The following is a 13,817-nucleotide window of genomic DNA, read 5'->3' as shown; positions in this document are numbered from 1 at the left end:
CCAAATATGCGCATACTTGTGACCGGCGGCGCGGGATTCATTGGGTCGGCGCTCGTGCGTCGTCTTATAGAGCATTCGCAACATCATGTTCTCGTATTTGATAATCTGACCTATGCAGGCCATCTGAGCTCACTCGAGCCTGCAGCCAACAGCAGTCGTTACGCCTTCGTTCAGGCAGATATCTGCGACGCCGACGCGGTGACCAAATCCCTTCAAAAGTTTAAGCCGGATGTGGTCGCTCATCTGGCAGCTGAGAGCCATGTCGATCGATCGATCGCCGATCCCGGCGCGTTCATCCAGACCAACCTGGTCGGAACCTACGTTATGCTGAGCCAGGCACTCAACTACTGGCAGGGTCTGGACGATGCGGCCAAGCAAGCCTTCCGCTTTCACCATATCTCGACGGACGAAGTGTTCGGTTCCTTGGGAGAAAACGGCCTGTTCACCGAGACAACGCCCTACGATCCCCGCTCGCCCTACTCGGCGTCGAAGGCGGGGTCGGATCATCTGGTTCGGGCGTGGGGGCATACCTATGGCCTGCCGGTTGTGGTGACCAACTGCTCCAACAACTATGGGCCCTATCATTTTCCCGAGAAGCTGATTCCCCTGATCATCATCCGCGCGCTGAGCGGAGAGCCGCTGCCTGTCTATGGCGACGGATCGAATGTGCGCGACTGGCTCTATGTCGATGATCATGTCCGCGCCCTGCAAATCGTGTTCGAAGAGGGCGCACCGGGTGAAACCTACAACATTGGGGGTAACGCCGAGCGTCAGAACATCGAGGTCGTGACGGCGATTTGCGCCACCTTGGACAGATTACGGCCCAAGGCCAAGGGACTTTACTCCGACCAGATCACCTATGTGAGCGACCGTCCGGGCCATGATCGTCGTTACGCAATCGACGCCTCCAAGATTCGCCGAAATCTGAACTGGACGCCGTCTGTCACCTTCGATGAGGGCATCGAACGAACGGTGAGTTGGTATCTGGAGAACGAGTCCTGGTGGCGAGACATTCTGGTCGCCCGTCATTCAGAACAGCAGTCGTGTGCGCTGAATGGCTGACCCGCTCCACATCCTGATCATCGGCGGCGCCGGTCAGGTCGGTCTTGAACTTCAATCTGCAGACTGGCCTGAGCATGTCATCCTGCACGCCCCGGCACGGACGGAGCTGGATCTTGCTGACCCAAACTCGGTGCAGATTGCTTTCGCCGCCACACCATTCTCGGCGGTGATCAACGCCGGGGCCTACACAGCCGTGGACATGGCCGAGACCGCAGTCGCCACAGCCTTCGCCGCGAACGCCATGGGGCCGGCGATCCTGGCTGAGGCCACACGCAATTTTGGTATCCCGCTGATCCAGGTATCGACTGATTATGTGTTCGACGGCTCCAAGAACGGCGCCTATGTCGAGACTGATTCAAGTCGGCCCCTGAGCGTCTATGGCGCTTCCAAACTTGCCGGGGAACTCGCGGTTCTGGCGGGCAATCCGCGCTCCGTCGTTCTGCGCACCGCGTGGGTTCTGAGCGTTCATCGCGCCAACTTCCTCAAGACCATGCTGCGGCTCGCTGCCGATCAGCCATTCCTGCGAGTGGTGAGCGACCAGCACGGCAGCCCTACCTCAGCGCGCGACATCGCTGCGGCTTTGAAAGCCATTACCTTGAAGATGATCGCGGATGCCGATGCCCCAACCGGCCTCTATCATTTCGTTAATGCCGGAGAGACAACCTGGGCCGGTTTGGCCGACGAGATTTTCGCCTTGAGCGCCGCCGTCGGAGGCCCGTTTGCTGAGGTTCAGCCGATCGCCTCGTATGAATATCCGACCCCAGCCCGGCGCCCGTCTAATTCGCGTCTATCAACGCATAAGCTGGCCCGCGACTATGGCATCAAGCCGCGATCGTGGCAGACGGCCGTAAAGGAGATCGTCCAAGAACTGAAAGCCGAAGGAAAAATGCCATGAAAGGCATAATCTTGGCTGGGGGATCAGGCACCCGTTTGCATCCGATGACCCTCGTCACATCGAAGCAACTGATGCCTGTCTACGACAAGCCGATGATCTACTATCCGCTGTCGACACTGATGCTTGCCGGCATACGCGAGGTGTTGATCATCTCCACTCCGCGCGACGTGCCCAGCTTTCAGGCCCTGCTCGGTGACGGATCGCAATGGGGCATTGAAATCCAGTATGCTGTCCAGCCAAGCCCGGACGGCCTCGCCCAAGCCTATATCATCGGAGCCGAGTTCGTGGGCGACAGCCCATCAGCCCTGATCCTGGGCGACAACATTTTCTACGGTCACGGCATCACCGAGCTCTTCTCGTCGGCGATGATGCAGCCTGCGGGAGGCACCGTCTTCGCCTACCAAGTCAACGATCCTCAACGGTATGGGGTTGTCGAGTTCGACGAAAACATGAGGGCCTTGTCCATTGAGGAGAAGCCGACTCAGCCGAGATCAAATTGGGCCGTGACGGGGCTCTACTTCTACGACGCGGCTGTCGTGGATATTGCGAGACAGCTGCGGCCGTCCGCCCGCGGAGAGCTCGAAATCACGGACATAAACCGGACGTATCTTGAACAGGGCAGATTGTCGGTCGAGATCATGGACCGCGGCTATGCCTGGCTGGACACCGGGACGCCCGACAGCCTGATGGAGGCGGCCGAGTTCATCAGGATTCTTGAGAAGCGGCAGGGCTTTAAGATCGCCTGCTTGGAAGAAATCGCGCTTGAAAAAGGCTTCATATCCATCGACGAATTTGCAGCGCTGGCCGCCAAGTTCGGAGGCAGCCGGTATGGGCAGTACCTCGGTACGGCGTTGGACCTTTTCAAAGCGCGTAGTGGCGCCGCGCAAAAATATTGATCTCTGGCAAGCGATTAGCCACGCGGACTGAACCAATCGCGCCGGTGACCGCTTCCCTTTCGGCTGAGGCCAGGAGGGAAGATTGCCGCGTTACTTTTTCCATACCCAGAACGGAGATTGCATCCGCGACGATCAGGGCGAGGAACTGAGGAGCGTTGATGCAGCCCGCGAGGAAGCCGTCGCCGTGCTGGGCGAAATCCTGCGCTATCGGGGCGCATCGTTCTGGACGACCCGCGCCTTCAGCGTCATCGTCACGGACACCGAGGGTCGAACGGTCGTCAGCGTCACGGCGTCCGCATCCGATCAGGCGCCCGAGGGCTGGACATTGACAGGGGACGCGTGATGACCAAGCCTGGCAGCGTCTCGAAGATCACCACGCTGGTCGACAAGTTGTCGCTTCGGGACCGGCTCAATGCCGAAGAGATCGAGGCATTGAGCGCTGTGCTCGATGCGCCCAAAAGCGTCTCCGCCGGATCCGACATCGTGCGCGAGCACACCCGCCCGCTGGACAGCACCCTTCTGATTTCCGGCTTTTCCGCGCGGTATTCCACGCTGGAGGACGGGTCGCGTCAGATCACCGAGATCAATGTCTCCGGCGACTTCATCGACCTGCACAGCCTGTTGATGAAGCAGATGGATCACGGCGTCGTTGCCCTGACCGACTGCGTGATCGCAGAGGCGCCGCACAGCGGCTTGATCGACATCACCGAACGACATCCACACCTGGGCCGACTGCTTTGGCTGGACACAATCATTGACGCCGCCATCCATCGACAATGGCTGGTGGCCATGGGCCGACGGAGCGGTCTGGGCCATCTAGCGCATCTGGTGTGCGAGCTTTACCTGCGGCTCCAAGCCGTCGGCCAGACGGGTGATCTGTCATTCGATCTTCCGCTGACGCAAACGACGCTGGGTGACGCGCTCGGCCTTTCGACCGTTCATGTCAGCCGTCTGATTTCCGAGCTCCGCAGCGAGGGCGTCGTCGCATGGGCGGGCGGAAGGATCGATATCCTAGACTGGCGTCGCTTGGCCGAGATCGCCGAGTTCGACCCCACCTATTTGCGCCTGCAATCCGAGCCCGTCTGATCACTTAACGCATGTTATCGCACACACCGGCGATCGGCCGTCTAGACGGGGCATGTCCCAGTCGAACCTCGCGCACGCTCTGTTGTCTGCCCTCGCAGTTCAGGGCCTGGACGAAGGCGATGCTTTCTTCGCCGAGGCTGGCGCACGAACCTCAACCACACAGAATGGCGAAGCTGTCGTCACGCTGATTTTGTCAGGCGTCCTGGCGCGTATCGGGCTCGACGGCTCTCTGTCGCATGGGCTGGCGTCCAGCGACGACGTGGTCAACTTCGATGCTGTATTGGGCGGGGGTGAGCCAGAGCCGGCCGTTTGGTTGACGGCCGGACGATACCTGACCGTCTCCGCTCGCAAGCTGGCGCAAAAGATCGATCGCGACAGTCTGGTCGAGATGGCGCTGATTGATCTTCGCCGTCGCAACATCGCCCTTCAGGCTGAGCTTTCGCGCCACGCCACATTAAAAGTCAGCCAGCGCCTGGCCGCCCTATTGCTCGACGTTCACGACCGAAAGGGAGGCGACGTCCTCGCTTTGCGTCAAACAGAGCTGTCGCATCTGATGGCTGTGCGGCGCGCCAGCATATCGACCGCCTGCACCGAACTGTGCGCCGCCGGCGCCGTGCGGCTGCGGCGCGGCGCGATCCAGATCACCGATGCAGGTACCCTGCGCCGAATGACGGACGAGGCCTATTCCACCGTGACAGACTTGGCCAGGTTGCGGGGCTGATCAACGTCGGTGCCCTTCTGAACGGCGGTGTAATAGGCCAGCAGCTGTACTGGCACCGCATAGACCAGGGGCGCGATCAGCGGGTGGCATTCGGGGGCGTGGATGCGGCAAATGCCGGCGCCGTGCGGATCGGGCGCCTTTTCCGGCGCGATCATGATGACCGGGCCGCCGCGCGCGGCGACTTCCTGAAGATTGGACGCAGTCTTTTCGAACACATCGTCCAGCGGGGCCAGGGCGATGGTCGGGGTCTCCTCGTCGATCAGGGCGATGGGGCCATGCTTCAGTTCGCCGGCGGCATAGCCCTCGGCGTGGATATAGCTGATCTCCTTCAGTTTCAGCGCGCCCTCCATCGCCAGCGGGAACATGGCGCCCCGGCCCAGGAACAGGACGTCGTCAGCCTTTGACAGGTCATGGGTCACGGCGCGGATGCTGTCGCCCATCGTCAGGGCCTCGGCGATCAGGCGCGGGCTTTCGAACAGAGCCTTGACCAGTTCGGCCTCGGTCGCAGCATCGATCCGGCCGCGCGCCACGCCAGCCGCCACGGCTAGGGCCAGCAGGGCAGCGACCTGGGCGGTGAAGGCCTTGGTCGAGGCGACGCCGATCTCCGGCCCGGCATGGGTGGGCCACAGGACGGCCGCTTCGCGCGCCATCGAGGACGAGTGAACATTGACGACAGCGGCGGTCTGCAACCCCTGCGCCTTGCACCAAGTCAGGCTGGCCAGGGTGTCGGCCGTCTCGCCCGACTGGCTGACGGCGACCGCCAGGGTAGATTTCGAGACGGCCGGCGAGCGATAGCGGAACTCCGACGCGATCTCGACGTCGCAGGGCAGGCCCGCCAGCTTCTCGAAGGCGTAACGGCCGATCTGGCCGGCGTAGAAGGCGGTGCCGCAGGCGACGATCTGGATGCGGTCGATGGCGGCGAAATCGACGGGATTGGTCTTGGCCTTGCCGGTCACCAGGTCGAGATATTCCGACAGGGTGTGCTGGACGCTGTCGGGCTGTTCATGGATTTCCTTCTCCATGAAGTGGCGATATTCGCCCTTCTCGACCATGGCCGATGAGGCCGAGACCTGGACGATGGCGCGTTCGACCGGCTTGCCCGCCAGGTCGAACATCTGGGCGCCGGCCTTCGTCACGGCGACGTAATCGCCCTCTTCCAGATAGGAAATCTTCTGCGTGAACGGACCGACGGCCAGCGCGTCCGAGCCCAGATACATTTCATCCTCGCCCCAACCGACCACCAAGGGGCTGCCGCGTCGCGCGCCCAGGATCAGATCGTCCGTTCCGTCGATCAGCACCGCAAGCGCATAGGCGCCGGTGAGGCGATCCAGAGTGGTCTTGAACGCCTCCAGCGGGCTGCGGCCCGTATTCAGTTCGGCGTCCAGCAGGTGGGCGATGACCTCGGTGTCGGTCTGGCTTTCAAAGACATGGCCTTCGGCGGCCAGCTCGGCTTTCAGCTCGGCGAAGTTTTCGATGATGCCGTTATGGACCAGGGTGACACGACCGGCCTTGTGTGGGTGGGCGTTGGCGGTCGTGGGCGCGCCGTGCGTGGCCCAGCGCGTATGGCCAATGCCGACCGTCGCCGTCATCGGCTCCTCGGCCAGGACGGCTTCCAGATTACGGATCTTTCCTTTGGCGCGGCGGCGCTCGACCGAGCCGTCCACAACGGCGGCGACGCCTGCGGAATCATAGCCGCGGTACTCCAGCCGTTTCAGGCTGTCGATCAGCCGGGGAACGACAGGACCATTGCCGGTGACGCCGATGATGCCGCACATGAGCGAAGGCTCCGAGAAGTTAGGAAAAGGGCGCCGCTTTGCACTGGCGGCGATCCGGGGCTAAGCCACACATCAAGCCCCATCGGCCGTCTATGCAATCTTAAGGCGGGCCGCATCAAAAAAGGGGTTTCGGAACGTTACCCGAAACAAAGGACCGCACCTTGGGCGACAGAAAATATTTCGGCACCGACGGCATTCGCGGCCGCGCCAACACCTACCCGATGACAGCCGAGGTCGCGCTGCGCGTGGGTCTGGCCGCAGGGAAACTGTTCCGCACCGACGACGACCGCCGCCATCTTGTGGTGATCGGCAAGGACACGCGCCTGTCCGGCTATACGATCGAGCCGGCCCTGGTCGCCGGTTTCGCTTCGGTCGGAATGGACGTGCGCACCTTCGGGCCCGTCCCGACACCCGGCGTGGCCATGCTGACCCGGTCGATGCGCGCCGATCTGGGCGTGATGATCTCGGCCTCGCACAACGACTATGCCGACAACGGCATCAAGCTGTTCGGGCCGGACGGCTACAAACTCTCGGACGAGATCGAGCTGAAGATCGAGGCCATGATGGACCAGGGTCTGGACCAGGGCCTGGCGCCGTCGAACAAGCTAGGCCGGGTCAAACGCATCGACGACGCCCAGGCTCGCTATATCGAGATCGCCAAACAGGCCTTCCCCAAGCGGCTGACGTTGCAAGGCCTGCGCATCGCCGTCGATTGCGCTAACGGCGCCGGCTACAAGGTCGCGCCGACCACCCTGTTCGAACTGGGCGCCGAAGTCTTCCCCGTGGGCGTGACCCCAAACGGCACCAACATCAACGCCGAGTGCGGCTCGACCCATCCGGCGACCTTGGCCGATGCGGTCAAACGCTACCGCGCCGATATCGGCATAGCCCTGGACGGCGACGCCGACCGACTGATCATCTGCGACGAGACGGGTCGGGTCGTGGACGGCGATCAGATCATGGCCTTGGTCGGGCTGGACTGGGCTAGGCGCGGCCTCCTGACCGGCGGGGGCGTGGTGGCCACCGTCATGTCCAACCTGGGGCTGGAGCGAACACTCAAGTCCGAAGGCCTGACGCTGGAGCGGACCAAGGTCGGCGACCGCTATGTCATGGAAAGGATGCGCGAAGGCGGCTTCAACATCGGCGGCGAACAGTCGGGCCACATCATCCTGCACGACCACGCCACCACCGGCGACGGCCTGATGGCGGCGCTGCAGGTGCTGGCCGTCCTGGTCGAATCCGGCAAGCCGATGAGCGAACTGGCCCGCCAGTTCGACCCCGTTCCGCAAAAGCTGGAGAACGTCCGCTTCACCGCCGACAAGCCGCTGGAGACCGACACGGTCAAGGCCGCCATCGCCGAGGCCGAGGCGGCGCTGAATGGCTCGGGCCGCCTGCTGGTGCGGCCATCGGGCACGGAAAAACTGATCCGCGTCATGGCCGAGGGCGACGACGAGGCGCTGGTCAAGCGGGTGGTGGCCGATGTGGCGGGCGCGGTGCGCTCAGCCTAGGGTTTGCACGCCGCCGGCGGATCGCCGTCGCGTTCCCACAGTTTGCAGGACCGGTCGATCTCCCCCTGGATCAGGTCGCAGGGGTTGGCGGCGTTGCAGGGCGGGCGGGTCGCCGGGCTGACCTGAATGCAGCGCTCGACCAACCGGGCCGAGGCGGCGGCGCCGATGGCTTCGCGGCAGGGAACCTCGCTGATCGGCACCGGCTGAGCGGGCATGTCTGGACCCTCGGGAATGCTGGCCTCAGGGTCCTCGGCCGGTTTGGCGGCTTCCTTCTCCGCAGCCGCCGGCTTGGCGGGCGGGGCAGGCGGCGGAGCGTCCGGCGCCAGTGGAATCGCGTCGATGACGTCGCTGCTTGCCGCAGCGTCTCCGGACGCAGGCTGATCGGCTGGATCAGCGCGCTGACATCCGGCCATCAGCAGAACGCAGGCGGCCATCGAAAGCCAGGGGGATCGACGCATCGACTTGTCTCCGGTCAAGACTGACCGGACGAGGATGCCCGTCCCCGCTCCGAGGTGAAACCCCCTATCGCTTCACCGCCGCCAGGGCCGCCTTCTGCAAGGCGAACAGTTCGGTGCAGCCGGTCTCGGCCAGCGAGAAGAGACGATCGAACTCGGCGCGTGAGAAGCCGCGCTTCTCGCCGGTGGCCTGGACCTCGACGATCTGGCCCGAGCCGGTCAGGACAAAGTTCGAATCCGCCTCGGCCTCAGAGTCCTCTTCGTAATCCAGGTCCAGAACCGGCACGCCGTCGCAGACGCCGCACGACACGGCCGCTACCTGATCCGTGATCGGGTCGGCCTTCAGCACGCCCTCGTCGCGCAGATAATTCAGGGCCAGGCTCATGGCGACCCAGGCGCCGGTGATTGACGCCGTGCGGGTGCCGCCGTCGGCCTGGATGACGTCGCAGTCGATCAGCACCTGACGTTCGCCGAGCGCCTTCAGGTCCACCACGGCGCGCAGGGAGCGGCCGATCAATCGCTGGATCTCTTGCGTGCGGCCCGACTGTTTGCCGGCGGCGGCTTCACGACGCCCGCGCGTGTGGGTGGCGCGGGGCAGCATGCCGTACTCGGCGGTCACCCATCCCTGACCCGAGTTGCGCATCCAGCCCGGCACCTTGTCCTCGATCGAGGCGGTCACCAGCACCTTGGTGTTGCCGAAGCTGATCAGGCACGAGCCCTCGGCATAGCGGTTGACGCCGGTCTCGATGGTGACGGGACGCAGTTGATCGTCGGTGCGTTGCGAGTGGCGCATGGGAGGGATCCTTGGAAGTCTGACCTTGGAAGCTGTGGCGGCGGTGCTTATCCTGAAACCGTGAGCCTGTATGCCCCGAAAAACCCGCCGTTCGACGCCGGCCAGTCCCTCGCGGGTTTGGCGGGGCTGGATGCGCGGGCGCGCGACATCTTCCGTCGCATCGTGGAAAGCTATCTGGAGACCGGCGAGCCGGTCGGGTCGCGGACCCTGTCGCTGGGGGGCATCGCGCTGTCGCCTGCCTCGATCCGCAACACCATGCAGGATCTGACCCTCGCGGGTCTGCTGGCGGCGCCCCACACCTCGGCCGGGCGCATCCCGACCCATGCGGGCCTGCGCCTGTTCGTCGACGGCCTGCTGGAAGTCGGCGACCTGACCAAGGAAGAGCGTCGCGAGATCGACGGGCGGCTCGCCGGGCGCGGCCGGAACTTCGAGTCCGCCTTGGACGAGGCCTCGAACCTGCTGTCTGGCCTGGCCGGCGGCGCGGGCGTCGTATCGAGCCCGGTCCGTGATTCCGGCGTCAAACATGTCGAGTTCGTCGCCCTGGGCGGCGATCAGGCCCTGGCGGTCATCGTCGCTGACGACGGCACGGTCGAAAACCGCATCATGACCCTGTCGGCCGGCGTCACGCCTTCGACTCTTGTCGAGGCCTCCAACTTCCTGAACGCCCGCCTGCGCGGCCGCCCCTTCGCCGACGCCAAGCGGGAGATGACCCAGGAGCTGGAAATCGCACGGCGTGAACTGGACCAGACCGCCGCCCGCCTGGTCGAGGACGGGTTCGCTGCGTGGTCCGGCGGCCAGGATCGCGAGCGGGCCCTGATCGTGCGGGGTCGCGCCAACCTGCTTCAGGACCGGGAAGGCCTGGCCGATCTGGAGCGGGTCCGCGTCCTTTTCGATGATCTGGAGCAGAAGGAACAGCTGATCGGCCTGCTGGACGGCGTCGATGCGGCGCAAGGGGTGCGCATTTTCATCGGTGCAGAGACACGGTTGTTTTCACTTTCGGGTTCCGCCGTGATCGCGGCGCCCTATATGAGCGGCCGACAGCGGGTTCTCGGCGCCATCGGCGTCATAGGCCCCGCAAGACTGAACTACGCCCGTGTCATTCCGTTGGTGGACTATACCGCCCGGGTGCTGGGCCGGATGCTGGACGGGAACGACAAGTGAGCGACAAGCCCCTTAACGATGAACTGAACGCCGTGGACGCCGATATGGCCGAAACCAACGCCGAACACGGCCTGGACGCCCATCCGTCAGACGATCTGGCGCCGCTGGACGCCGTGATCGCCGAGCGCGACGAATGGAAGGACCGCGCCCTGCGCGTCGCCGCCGAGATGGAGAATCTGAAGCGCCGTTCCGAGACGCAGCAGAACGACGCGCGCGCCTTCGCCATCCAGCGCTTCGCCAAGGACCTGCTGGGCGTCGCCGACAATCTGGAACGCGCCCTGATGGCTGCGCCCAAGGACGCCGAGGGCGCGACCGCCGGTCTGGTGACCGGGTTGGAACTGACGCAGAAGGCCCTGCTGCAAGCCTTCGACGCCAACGGCCTGAAGCGCGTCGCGCCCCAGGCCGGCGAGGCCTTCAATCCTCATCTGCACCAAGCGATGATGGAACAGCCGTCCGAGACCGTGCCCGGCGGATCGGTGATCCAGACCATGCAGTCCGGTTTTGAACTGTTCGGCCGCACCGTGCGCCCCGCAATGGTCGTCGTCGCCGCCAAGGGATCCGGCGCCCAGGCTCCCAACCCCTATGGCGCCGCCCCCGCCGCCGACGGTCAGGCCTTCGACGGCAAGGCCTGATCCGCGGTCTTCAGGCGGCCTCGGTTAGAACTGACGCCGCCAGGCTCCGATCAAGGCGAACTCCGGCGGCGCGTCTGCGACATGGCGCGGCTCGCGGCTGGCGACCGCTTGCAGCGTCATGCTGGACCCATCCCACAGCCGACGTTCGCCGCCGAGGATAAAGTCGATCTGGCGGCCGCTGGGCGTCGCCGAGAAGCTGCGGCGCGAATAGGTGAGCGGATCGAAATATTCGACAGGAACATCCGCCAGCATGGCCGAGAGGGTTCCGCGCTCGATCCTGAGCGGCTGAGCCAGGGTAAAGCTGATCCGGTCACAGATCATCGAACAGCCCGTCAGGAGCCCCAGCCGCCAGTTCGAACTGATCGCCGCCTGATCCATCGACAGGAACCGACCCTCGATCCGCGTAGACCCCATCCCCGCCTCGCCGATCAGACGCAGGCCCGGTCGCAGGGTCCAGTCGCCGCCCAAGGCATAGAAGCTGGTCCGTGACGGCAGGGCGAAGTCGGATCCGCCCGGCAGGAAGGCGCCCAAAGGCCCGAGCCGTTCATCCAAGGCGCCCACGCTGAACGACAGACCGCCCTCCGCTCCGCGCCATCCGACCGCCGCGCGACTATAAGTCGAGGCGTCCTGCTCGACACGACGCAGCGGCATCCGGCGATCGCCGCCTCCGCTTTCGCCCGAGAACGTCACCGCGCCAAAGCGCAGGGCGCCCCGCACGGCGTGGTCGGCCTGGGCCAGGGCGGCGAAACCGTCGCCCGCCGCGCCGTTGAACGGCGAGGTCGCCCCGCCCTTGCCTTGCCAGACCGAGAAGTTCATCCGGCCCGTGGCGACGTCAAGCATCGCCTCCTGACGCGGCTCGTCCCCCATCCAGGGCGCATCATACAGATCGTGACGAGGGGCGATCGGGTCAGGTCGGGCGCTGGATTGGGCCGCGATCAGGTTCAATCGACCGCCGCCCGGCAGGGCCAGGCTGGTTGTCGCCGTGGTATTCTGCTCGAACGGCGCCGCCTGATAGGATCGGCTGGGCGCAGTCGGATAGGCACCGCCTAGTTGGACGGCGAACATCCGATCGTAGGCGTCGTAAAGCACCGTATTCAGCGCCGTCTGCCGACCGAATGCGTCCCCGAACGCGGCGCCGACGAAGCTGCCCGGTTCGCTCATGCTGACAATGGAACTCCCGTCAGCCATCGGCGTCGAGGTCGTCCCTGCCGGCCGGAAGGCGCGGGCCATGTCCAGCAGGCCGCGCCCATAAACGATGTCCGTGCCGGGATCGCCGGCGTCGCGTGCGGTCGTCAGCAAGATATCCAGAGCCGCACGCGCCGTCAGATTGGGGAAGGCCTGCATCAGCAAAGCGAGCGCGCCGGAGACATGCGGCGCCGAGAAGGATGTGCCGTTGACGCGCCAACACGACGTGCCCTCGCACCCAGTGATCACATCCTCGCCCGGCGCAGAAATATAGCCGGCCGCCGTATCCCCTGCCCGGTTCGAGAAGCTGGACATCGCATCGGTCGCACCGTGCGATCCGACCGCGATGACGCTGCCAGCGAACCGGGGGTCGATGGCGTAACGCGCGGGCCAGCCCGGATTGGCGTTTCCGTCATTGCCCGACGAAGCCACGATCACGGCGCCCGAGTTGACCGCGCGCAGCAGCGCCGACTCGAACGCCGAGCCCAGCCGCCCATCGCCGCCCAACGACATGTTGATGATCTTGACGCCATTGGCGACCGCGTAGTCCAGCGCGCGCACCAGATCCGAACTGCTGAAACAGACCTCGGTATTCTTGTCCGTGCAGTCAGAGATATCGGTGCGGATCGACAGGATGTTCGAGTTGTACGCCACCCCGATCGTACCGAATCCGTTGAAGTTCGAGGCGATCACGCCCGACACGCGCGTGCCGTGGCTGCTTGACGCCACATAGGGCGTGTTGCGCCCCACGACGACGTCCGTCGAGGCGCTGGAGATACGCCCCTCCAACTCTGGCAAGGTATTGGCGATCCCGGAGTCGACGACGGCGACGGTGACGCCGGCTCCGGTCGCCCCGGCCTGCCAGGCGGATTGGACCTTCATATTGGCCAGGCCGTAGTTCCGCAGATACTCGCTCGACGTGACAGAGGGAGGGGGCGGCGGCGGCGGAGGCGGTGGTGGGGGCGGAGGCGGGGGTGGCGGGGGCGGAGGAACGGGGGGCGTGATCGTGCCGCCGCCGCCACCGCCTCCACCACCGCCTCCGCACCCTGCGAGAGGCAGAAACAGCAGACCGATACCCAGGACGATCGCCCCACGAAGCCGCAATCCGTTCACGCCCTACCCTCCCATACTCGGGCTGCTCCCCGCAGCCTTGGCGCCAGTAACGCCCTAATTCTTTAACGCTTTATCGAATGTCGCTAGCAGCTTGGACCAGCCGTCCCTCGCGTCCGCTTCCGAGTAGCTGGCGCGGTAGTCGGCGTGGAAGCCATGCTGGGCGTCGGGATAGACGATGATCTGGCTGCCGGTCTGGCCGGCGCGGGCCAGGGCTTCGCGCATCCGTTCGACGCTGGCCAATGGGATGCCCTGATCCTTGCCGCCGTACAGGCCGAGCACGGGCGCCTTCAGATCGTCGGCGATGTCGACCGGCCAGGGTTGGCCCGATGAGATCTGAACCGGCGTGGCGTCTGCGGCGGGCGCCAAACGGCCGTACCAGGCCACACCCGCGCCGATCGCGGCGAAGCGGGCCGCCGCCTGCCACACCACCTTGCCGCCCCAGCAGTAGCCGGTGATGCCGACCTTGCCGTCCTTGGACCACGACTGTTGGCTGGCCCATTCCAGCGTCGCCGATAGATCGCCCATCACCTGCTCG

The 13,817-nt window shown here is 64.9% G+C and carries 14 protein-coding genes; 9 read left to right on the top strand and 5 right to left on the bottom strand.

Going from position 1 to position 13,817, the window contains the following annotated elements:
- Nucleotides 1–6: 6 nt before the first annotated feature.
- From rfbB to RT123_RS01615, 6 genes are all read left to right on the top strand, one after another.
- Nucleotides 7–1,062, top strand: coding sequence for a dTDP-glucose 4,6-dehydratase (gene rfbB, locus RT123_RS01640; protein ID WP_313007287.1), 1,056 nt, complete (start codon nucleotides 7–9; stop codon nucleotides 1,060–1,062).
- On the top strand, nucleotides 1,055–1,957 hold the full coding sequence (gene rfbD, locus RT123_RS01635) for a dTDP-4-dehydrorhamnose reductase (RefSeq protein ID WP_313007285.1): 903 nt from the start codon (nucleotides 1,055–1,057) through the stop codon (nucleotides 1,955–1,957). The genes rfbB and rfbD overlap by 8 nt, the downstream gene beginning before the upstream one ends.
- Nucleotides 1,954–2,853 carry a glucose-1-phosphate thymidylyltransferase RfbA gene (rfbA, locus tag RT123_RS01630; protein ID WP_313007284.1) on the top strand — a complete coding sequence of 300 codons (900 nt, stop codon included), beginning with the start codon at nucleotides 1,954–1,956 and terminating at the stop codon, nucleotides 2,851–2,853. Before rfbD ends, rfbA begins: the two co-directional genes overlap by 4 nt.
- Nucleotides 2,854–2,935: 82 nt before the next feature.
- Complete coding sequence (locus RT123_RS01625) at nucleotides 2,936–3,196, top strand: DUF6894 family protein (protein WP_066628951.1); 261 nt, start codon at nucleotides 2,936–2,938, stop codon at nucleotides 3,194–3,196.
- Nucleotides 3,196–3,939, top strand: coding sequence for a Crp/Fnr family transcriptional regulator (locus RT123_RS01620; protein WP_313007282.1), 744 nt, complete (start codon nucleotides 3,196–3,198; stop codon nucleotides 3,937–3,939). The genes RT123_RS01625 and RT123_RS01620 overlap by 1 nt, the downstream gene beginning before the upstream one ends.
- A 52-nt stretch (nucleotides 3,940–3,991) precedes the next feature.
- Nucleotides 3,992–4,660: a helix-turn-helix domain-containing protein gene (locus RT123_RS01615; protein WP_313007280.1), complete on the top strand. Its 669-nt coding sequence runs from the start codon at nucleotides 3,992–3,994 to the stop codon at nucleotides 4,658–4,660.
- Here the strand turns inward: RT123_RS01615 and glmS are convergent.
- The gene (gene glmS, locus RT123_RS01610) at nucleotides 4,621–6,435 is read right to left on the bottom strand and encodes a glutamine--fructose-6-phosphate transaminase (isomerizing) (RefSeq protein ID WP_313007279.1); all 1,815 of its coding nucleotides are present in this window, start codon (nucleotides 6,433–6,435) and stop codon (nucleotides 4,621–4,623) included. The genes RT123_RS01615 and glmS overlap by 40 nt on opposite strands.
- Before the next feature lie 161 nt (nucleotides 6,436–6,596).
- Here glmS and glmM point away from each other — a divergent pair, with 161 nt between their 5' ends.
- On the top strand, nucleotides 6,597–7,943 hold the full coding sequence (glmM, locus tag RT123_RS01605) for a phosphoglucosamine mutase (RefSeq protein WP_313007277.1): 1,347 nt from the start codon (nucleotides 6,597–6,599) through the stop codon (nucleotides 7,941–7,943).
- On the opposite strand, the gene RT123_RS01600 is transcribed toward glmM, so the two are convergent.
- The gene (locus tag RT123_RS01600) at nucleotides 7,940–8,401 is read right to left on the bottom strand and encodes a hypothetical protein (RefSeq protein WP_313007275.1); all 462 of its coding nucleotides are present in this window, start codon (nucleotides 8,399–8,401) and stop codon (nucleotides 7,940–7,942) included. The two genes, glmM and RT123_RS01600, sit on opposite strands and share 4 nt — an antisense overlap.
- A gap of 64 nt (nucleotides 8,402–8,465) precedes the next feature.
- Nucleotides 8,466–9,191 carry a ribonuclease PH gene (rph, locus tag RT123_RS01595; RefSeq protein ID WP_112863132.1) on the bottom strand — a complete coding sequence of 242 codons (726 nt, stop codon included), beginning with the start codon at nucleotides 9,189–9,191 and terminating at the stop codon, nucleotides 8,466–8,468.
- A gap of 66 nt (nucleotides 9,192–9,257) precedes the next feature.
- Here rph and hrcA point away from each other — a divergent pair, with 66 nt between their 5' ends.
- Both hrcA and grpE read left to right on the top strand, forming a co-directional pair.
- Nucleotides 9,258–10,352 carry a heat-inducible transcriptional repressor HrcA gene (gene hrcA / locus RT123_RS01590; RefSeq protein ID WP_055754458.1) on the top strand — a complete coding sequence of 365 codons (1,095 nt, stop codon included), beginning with the start codon at nucleotides 9,258–9,260 and terminating at the stop codon, nucleotides 10,350–10,352.
- 44 nt (nucleotides 10,353–10,396) lie between these two features.
- Nucleotides 10,397–10,984, top strand: a complete 588-nt coding sequence (grpE, locus tag RT123_RS01585) for a nucleotide exchange factor GrpE (protein ID WP_153924513.1) — start codon at nucleotides 10,397–10,399, stop codon at nucleotides 10,982–10,984.
- Between the two features lie 24 nt (nucleotides 10,985–11,008).
- On the opposite strand, the gene RT123_RS01580 is transcribed toward grpE, so the two are convergent.
- Nucleotides 11,009–13,051: a S8 family peptidase gene (locus tag RT123_RS01580; protein WP_313007272.1), complete on the bottom strand. Its 2,043-nt coding sequence runs from the start codon at nucleotides 13,049–13,051 to the stop codon at nucleotides 11,009–11,011.
- Between the two features lie 285 nt (nucleotides 13,052–13,336).
- The coding region (locus tag RT123_RS01575; protein ID WP_313007270.1) for a dienelactone hydrolase family protein at nucleotides 13,337–13,817 on the bottom strand (481 nt) is incomplete at its 5' end.

Source organism: Brevundimonas vesicularis (genome assembly GCF_032067225.1).
Classification (GTDB): Bacteria; Pseudomonadota; Alphaproteobacteria; order Caulobacterales; family Caulobacteraceae; genus Brevundimonas; species Brevundimonas vesicularis_F.
Note: the sequence above shows the minus strand (reverse complement) of the source record. Positions and strands in the feature narration are given on the sequence as shown.

Coding starts and splice junctions, on each gene's coding strand:
- rfbB (WP_313007287.1), top strand. CDS start 7: ATGCGCATACTTGTGACCGGCGGCGCGGGATTCATTGGGTCGGCGCTC.
- rfbD (WP_313007285.1), top strand. CDS start 1,055: ATGGCTGACCCGCTCCACATCCTGATCATCGGCGGCGCCGGTCAGGTC.
- rfbA (WP_313007284.1), top strand. CDS start 1,954: ATGAAAGGCATAATCTTGGCTGGGGGATCAGGCACCCGTTTGCATCCG.
- RT123_RS01620 (WP_313007282.1), top strand. CDS start 3,196: ATGACCAAGCCTGGCAGCGTCTCGAAGATCACCACGCTGGTCGACAAG.
- RT123_RS01615 (WP_313007280.1), top strand. CDS start 3,992: ATGTCCCAGTCGAACCTCGCGCACGCTCTGTTGTCTGCCCTCGCAGTT.
- glmS (WP_313007279.1), bottom strand. CDS start 6,435: ATGTGCGGCATCATCGGCGTCACCGGCAATGGTCCTGTCGTTCCCCGG.
- RT123_RS01600 (WP_313007275.1), bottom strand. CDS start 8,401: ATGCGTCGATCCCCCTGGCTTTCGATGGCCGCCTGCGTTCTGCTGATG.
- rph (WP_112863132.1), bottom strand. CDS start 9,191: ATGCGCCACTCGCAACGCACCGACGATCAACTGCGTCCCGTCACCATC.
- grpE (WP_153924513.1), top strand. CDS start 10,397: ATGGCCGAAACCAACGCCGAACACGGCCTGGACGCCCATCCGTCAGAC.
- RT123_RS01580 (WP_313007272.1), bottom strand. CDS start 13,051: ATGAAGGTCCAATCCGCCTGGCAGGCCGGGGCGACCGGAGCCGGCGTC.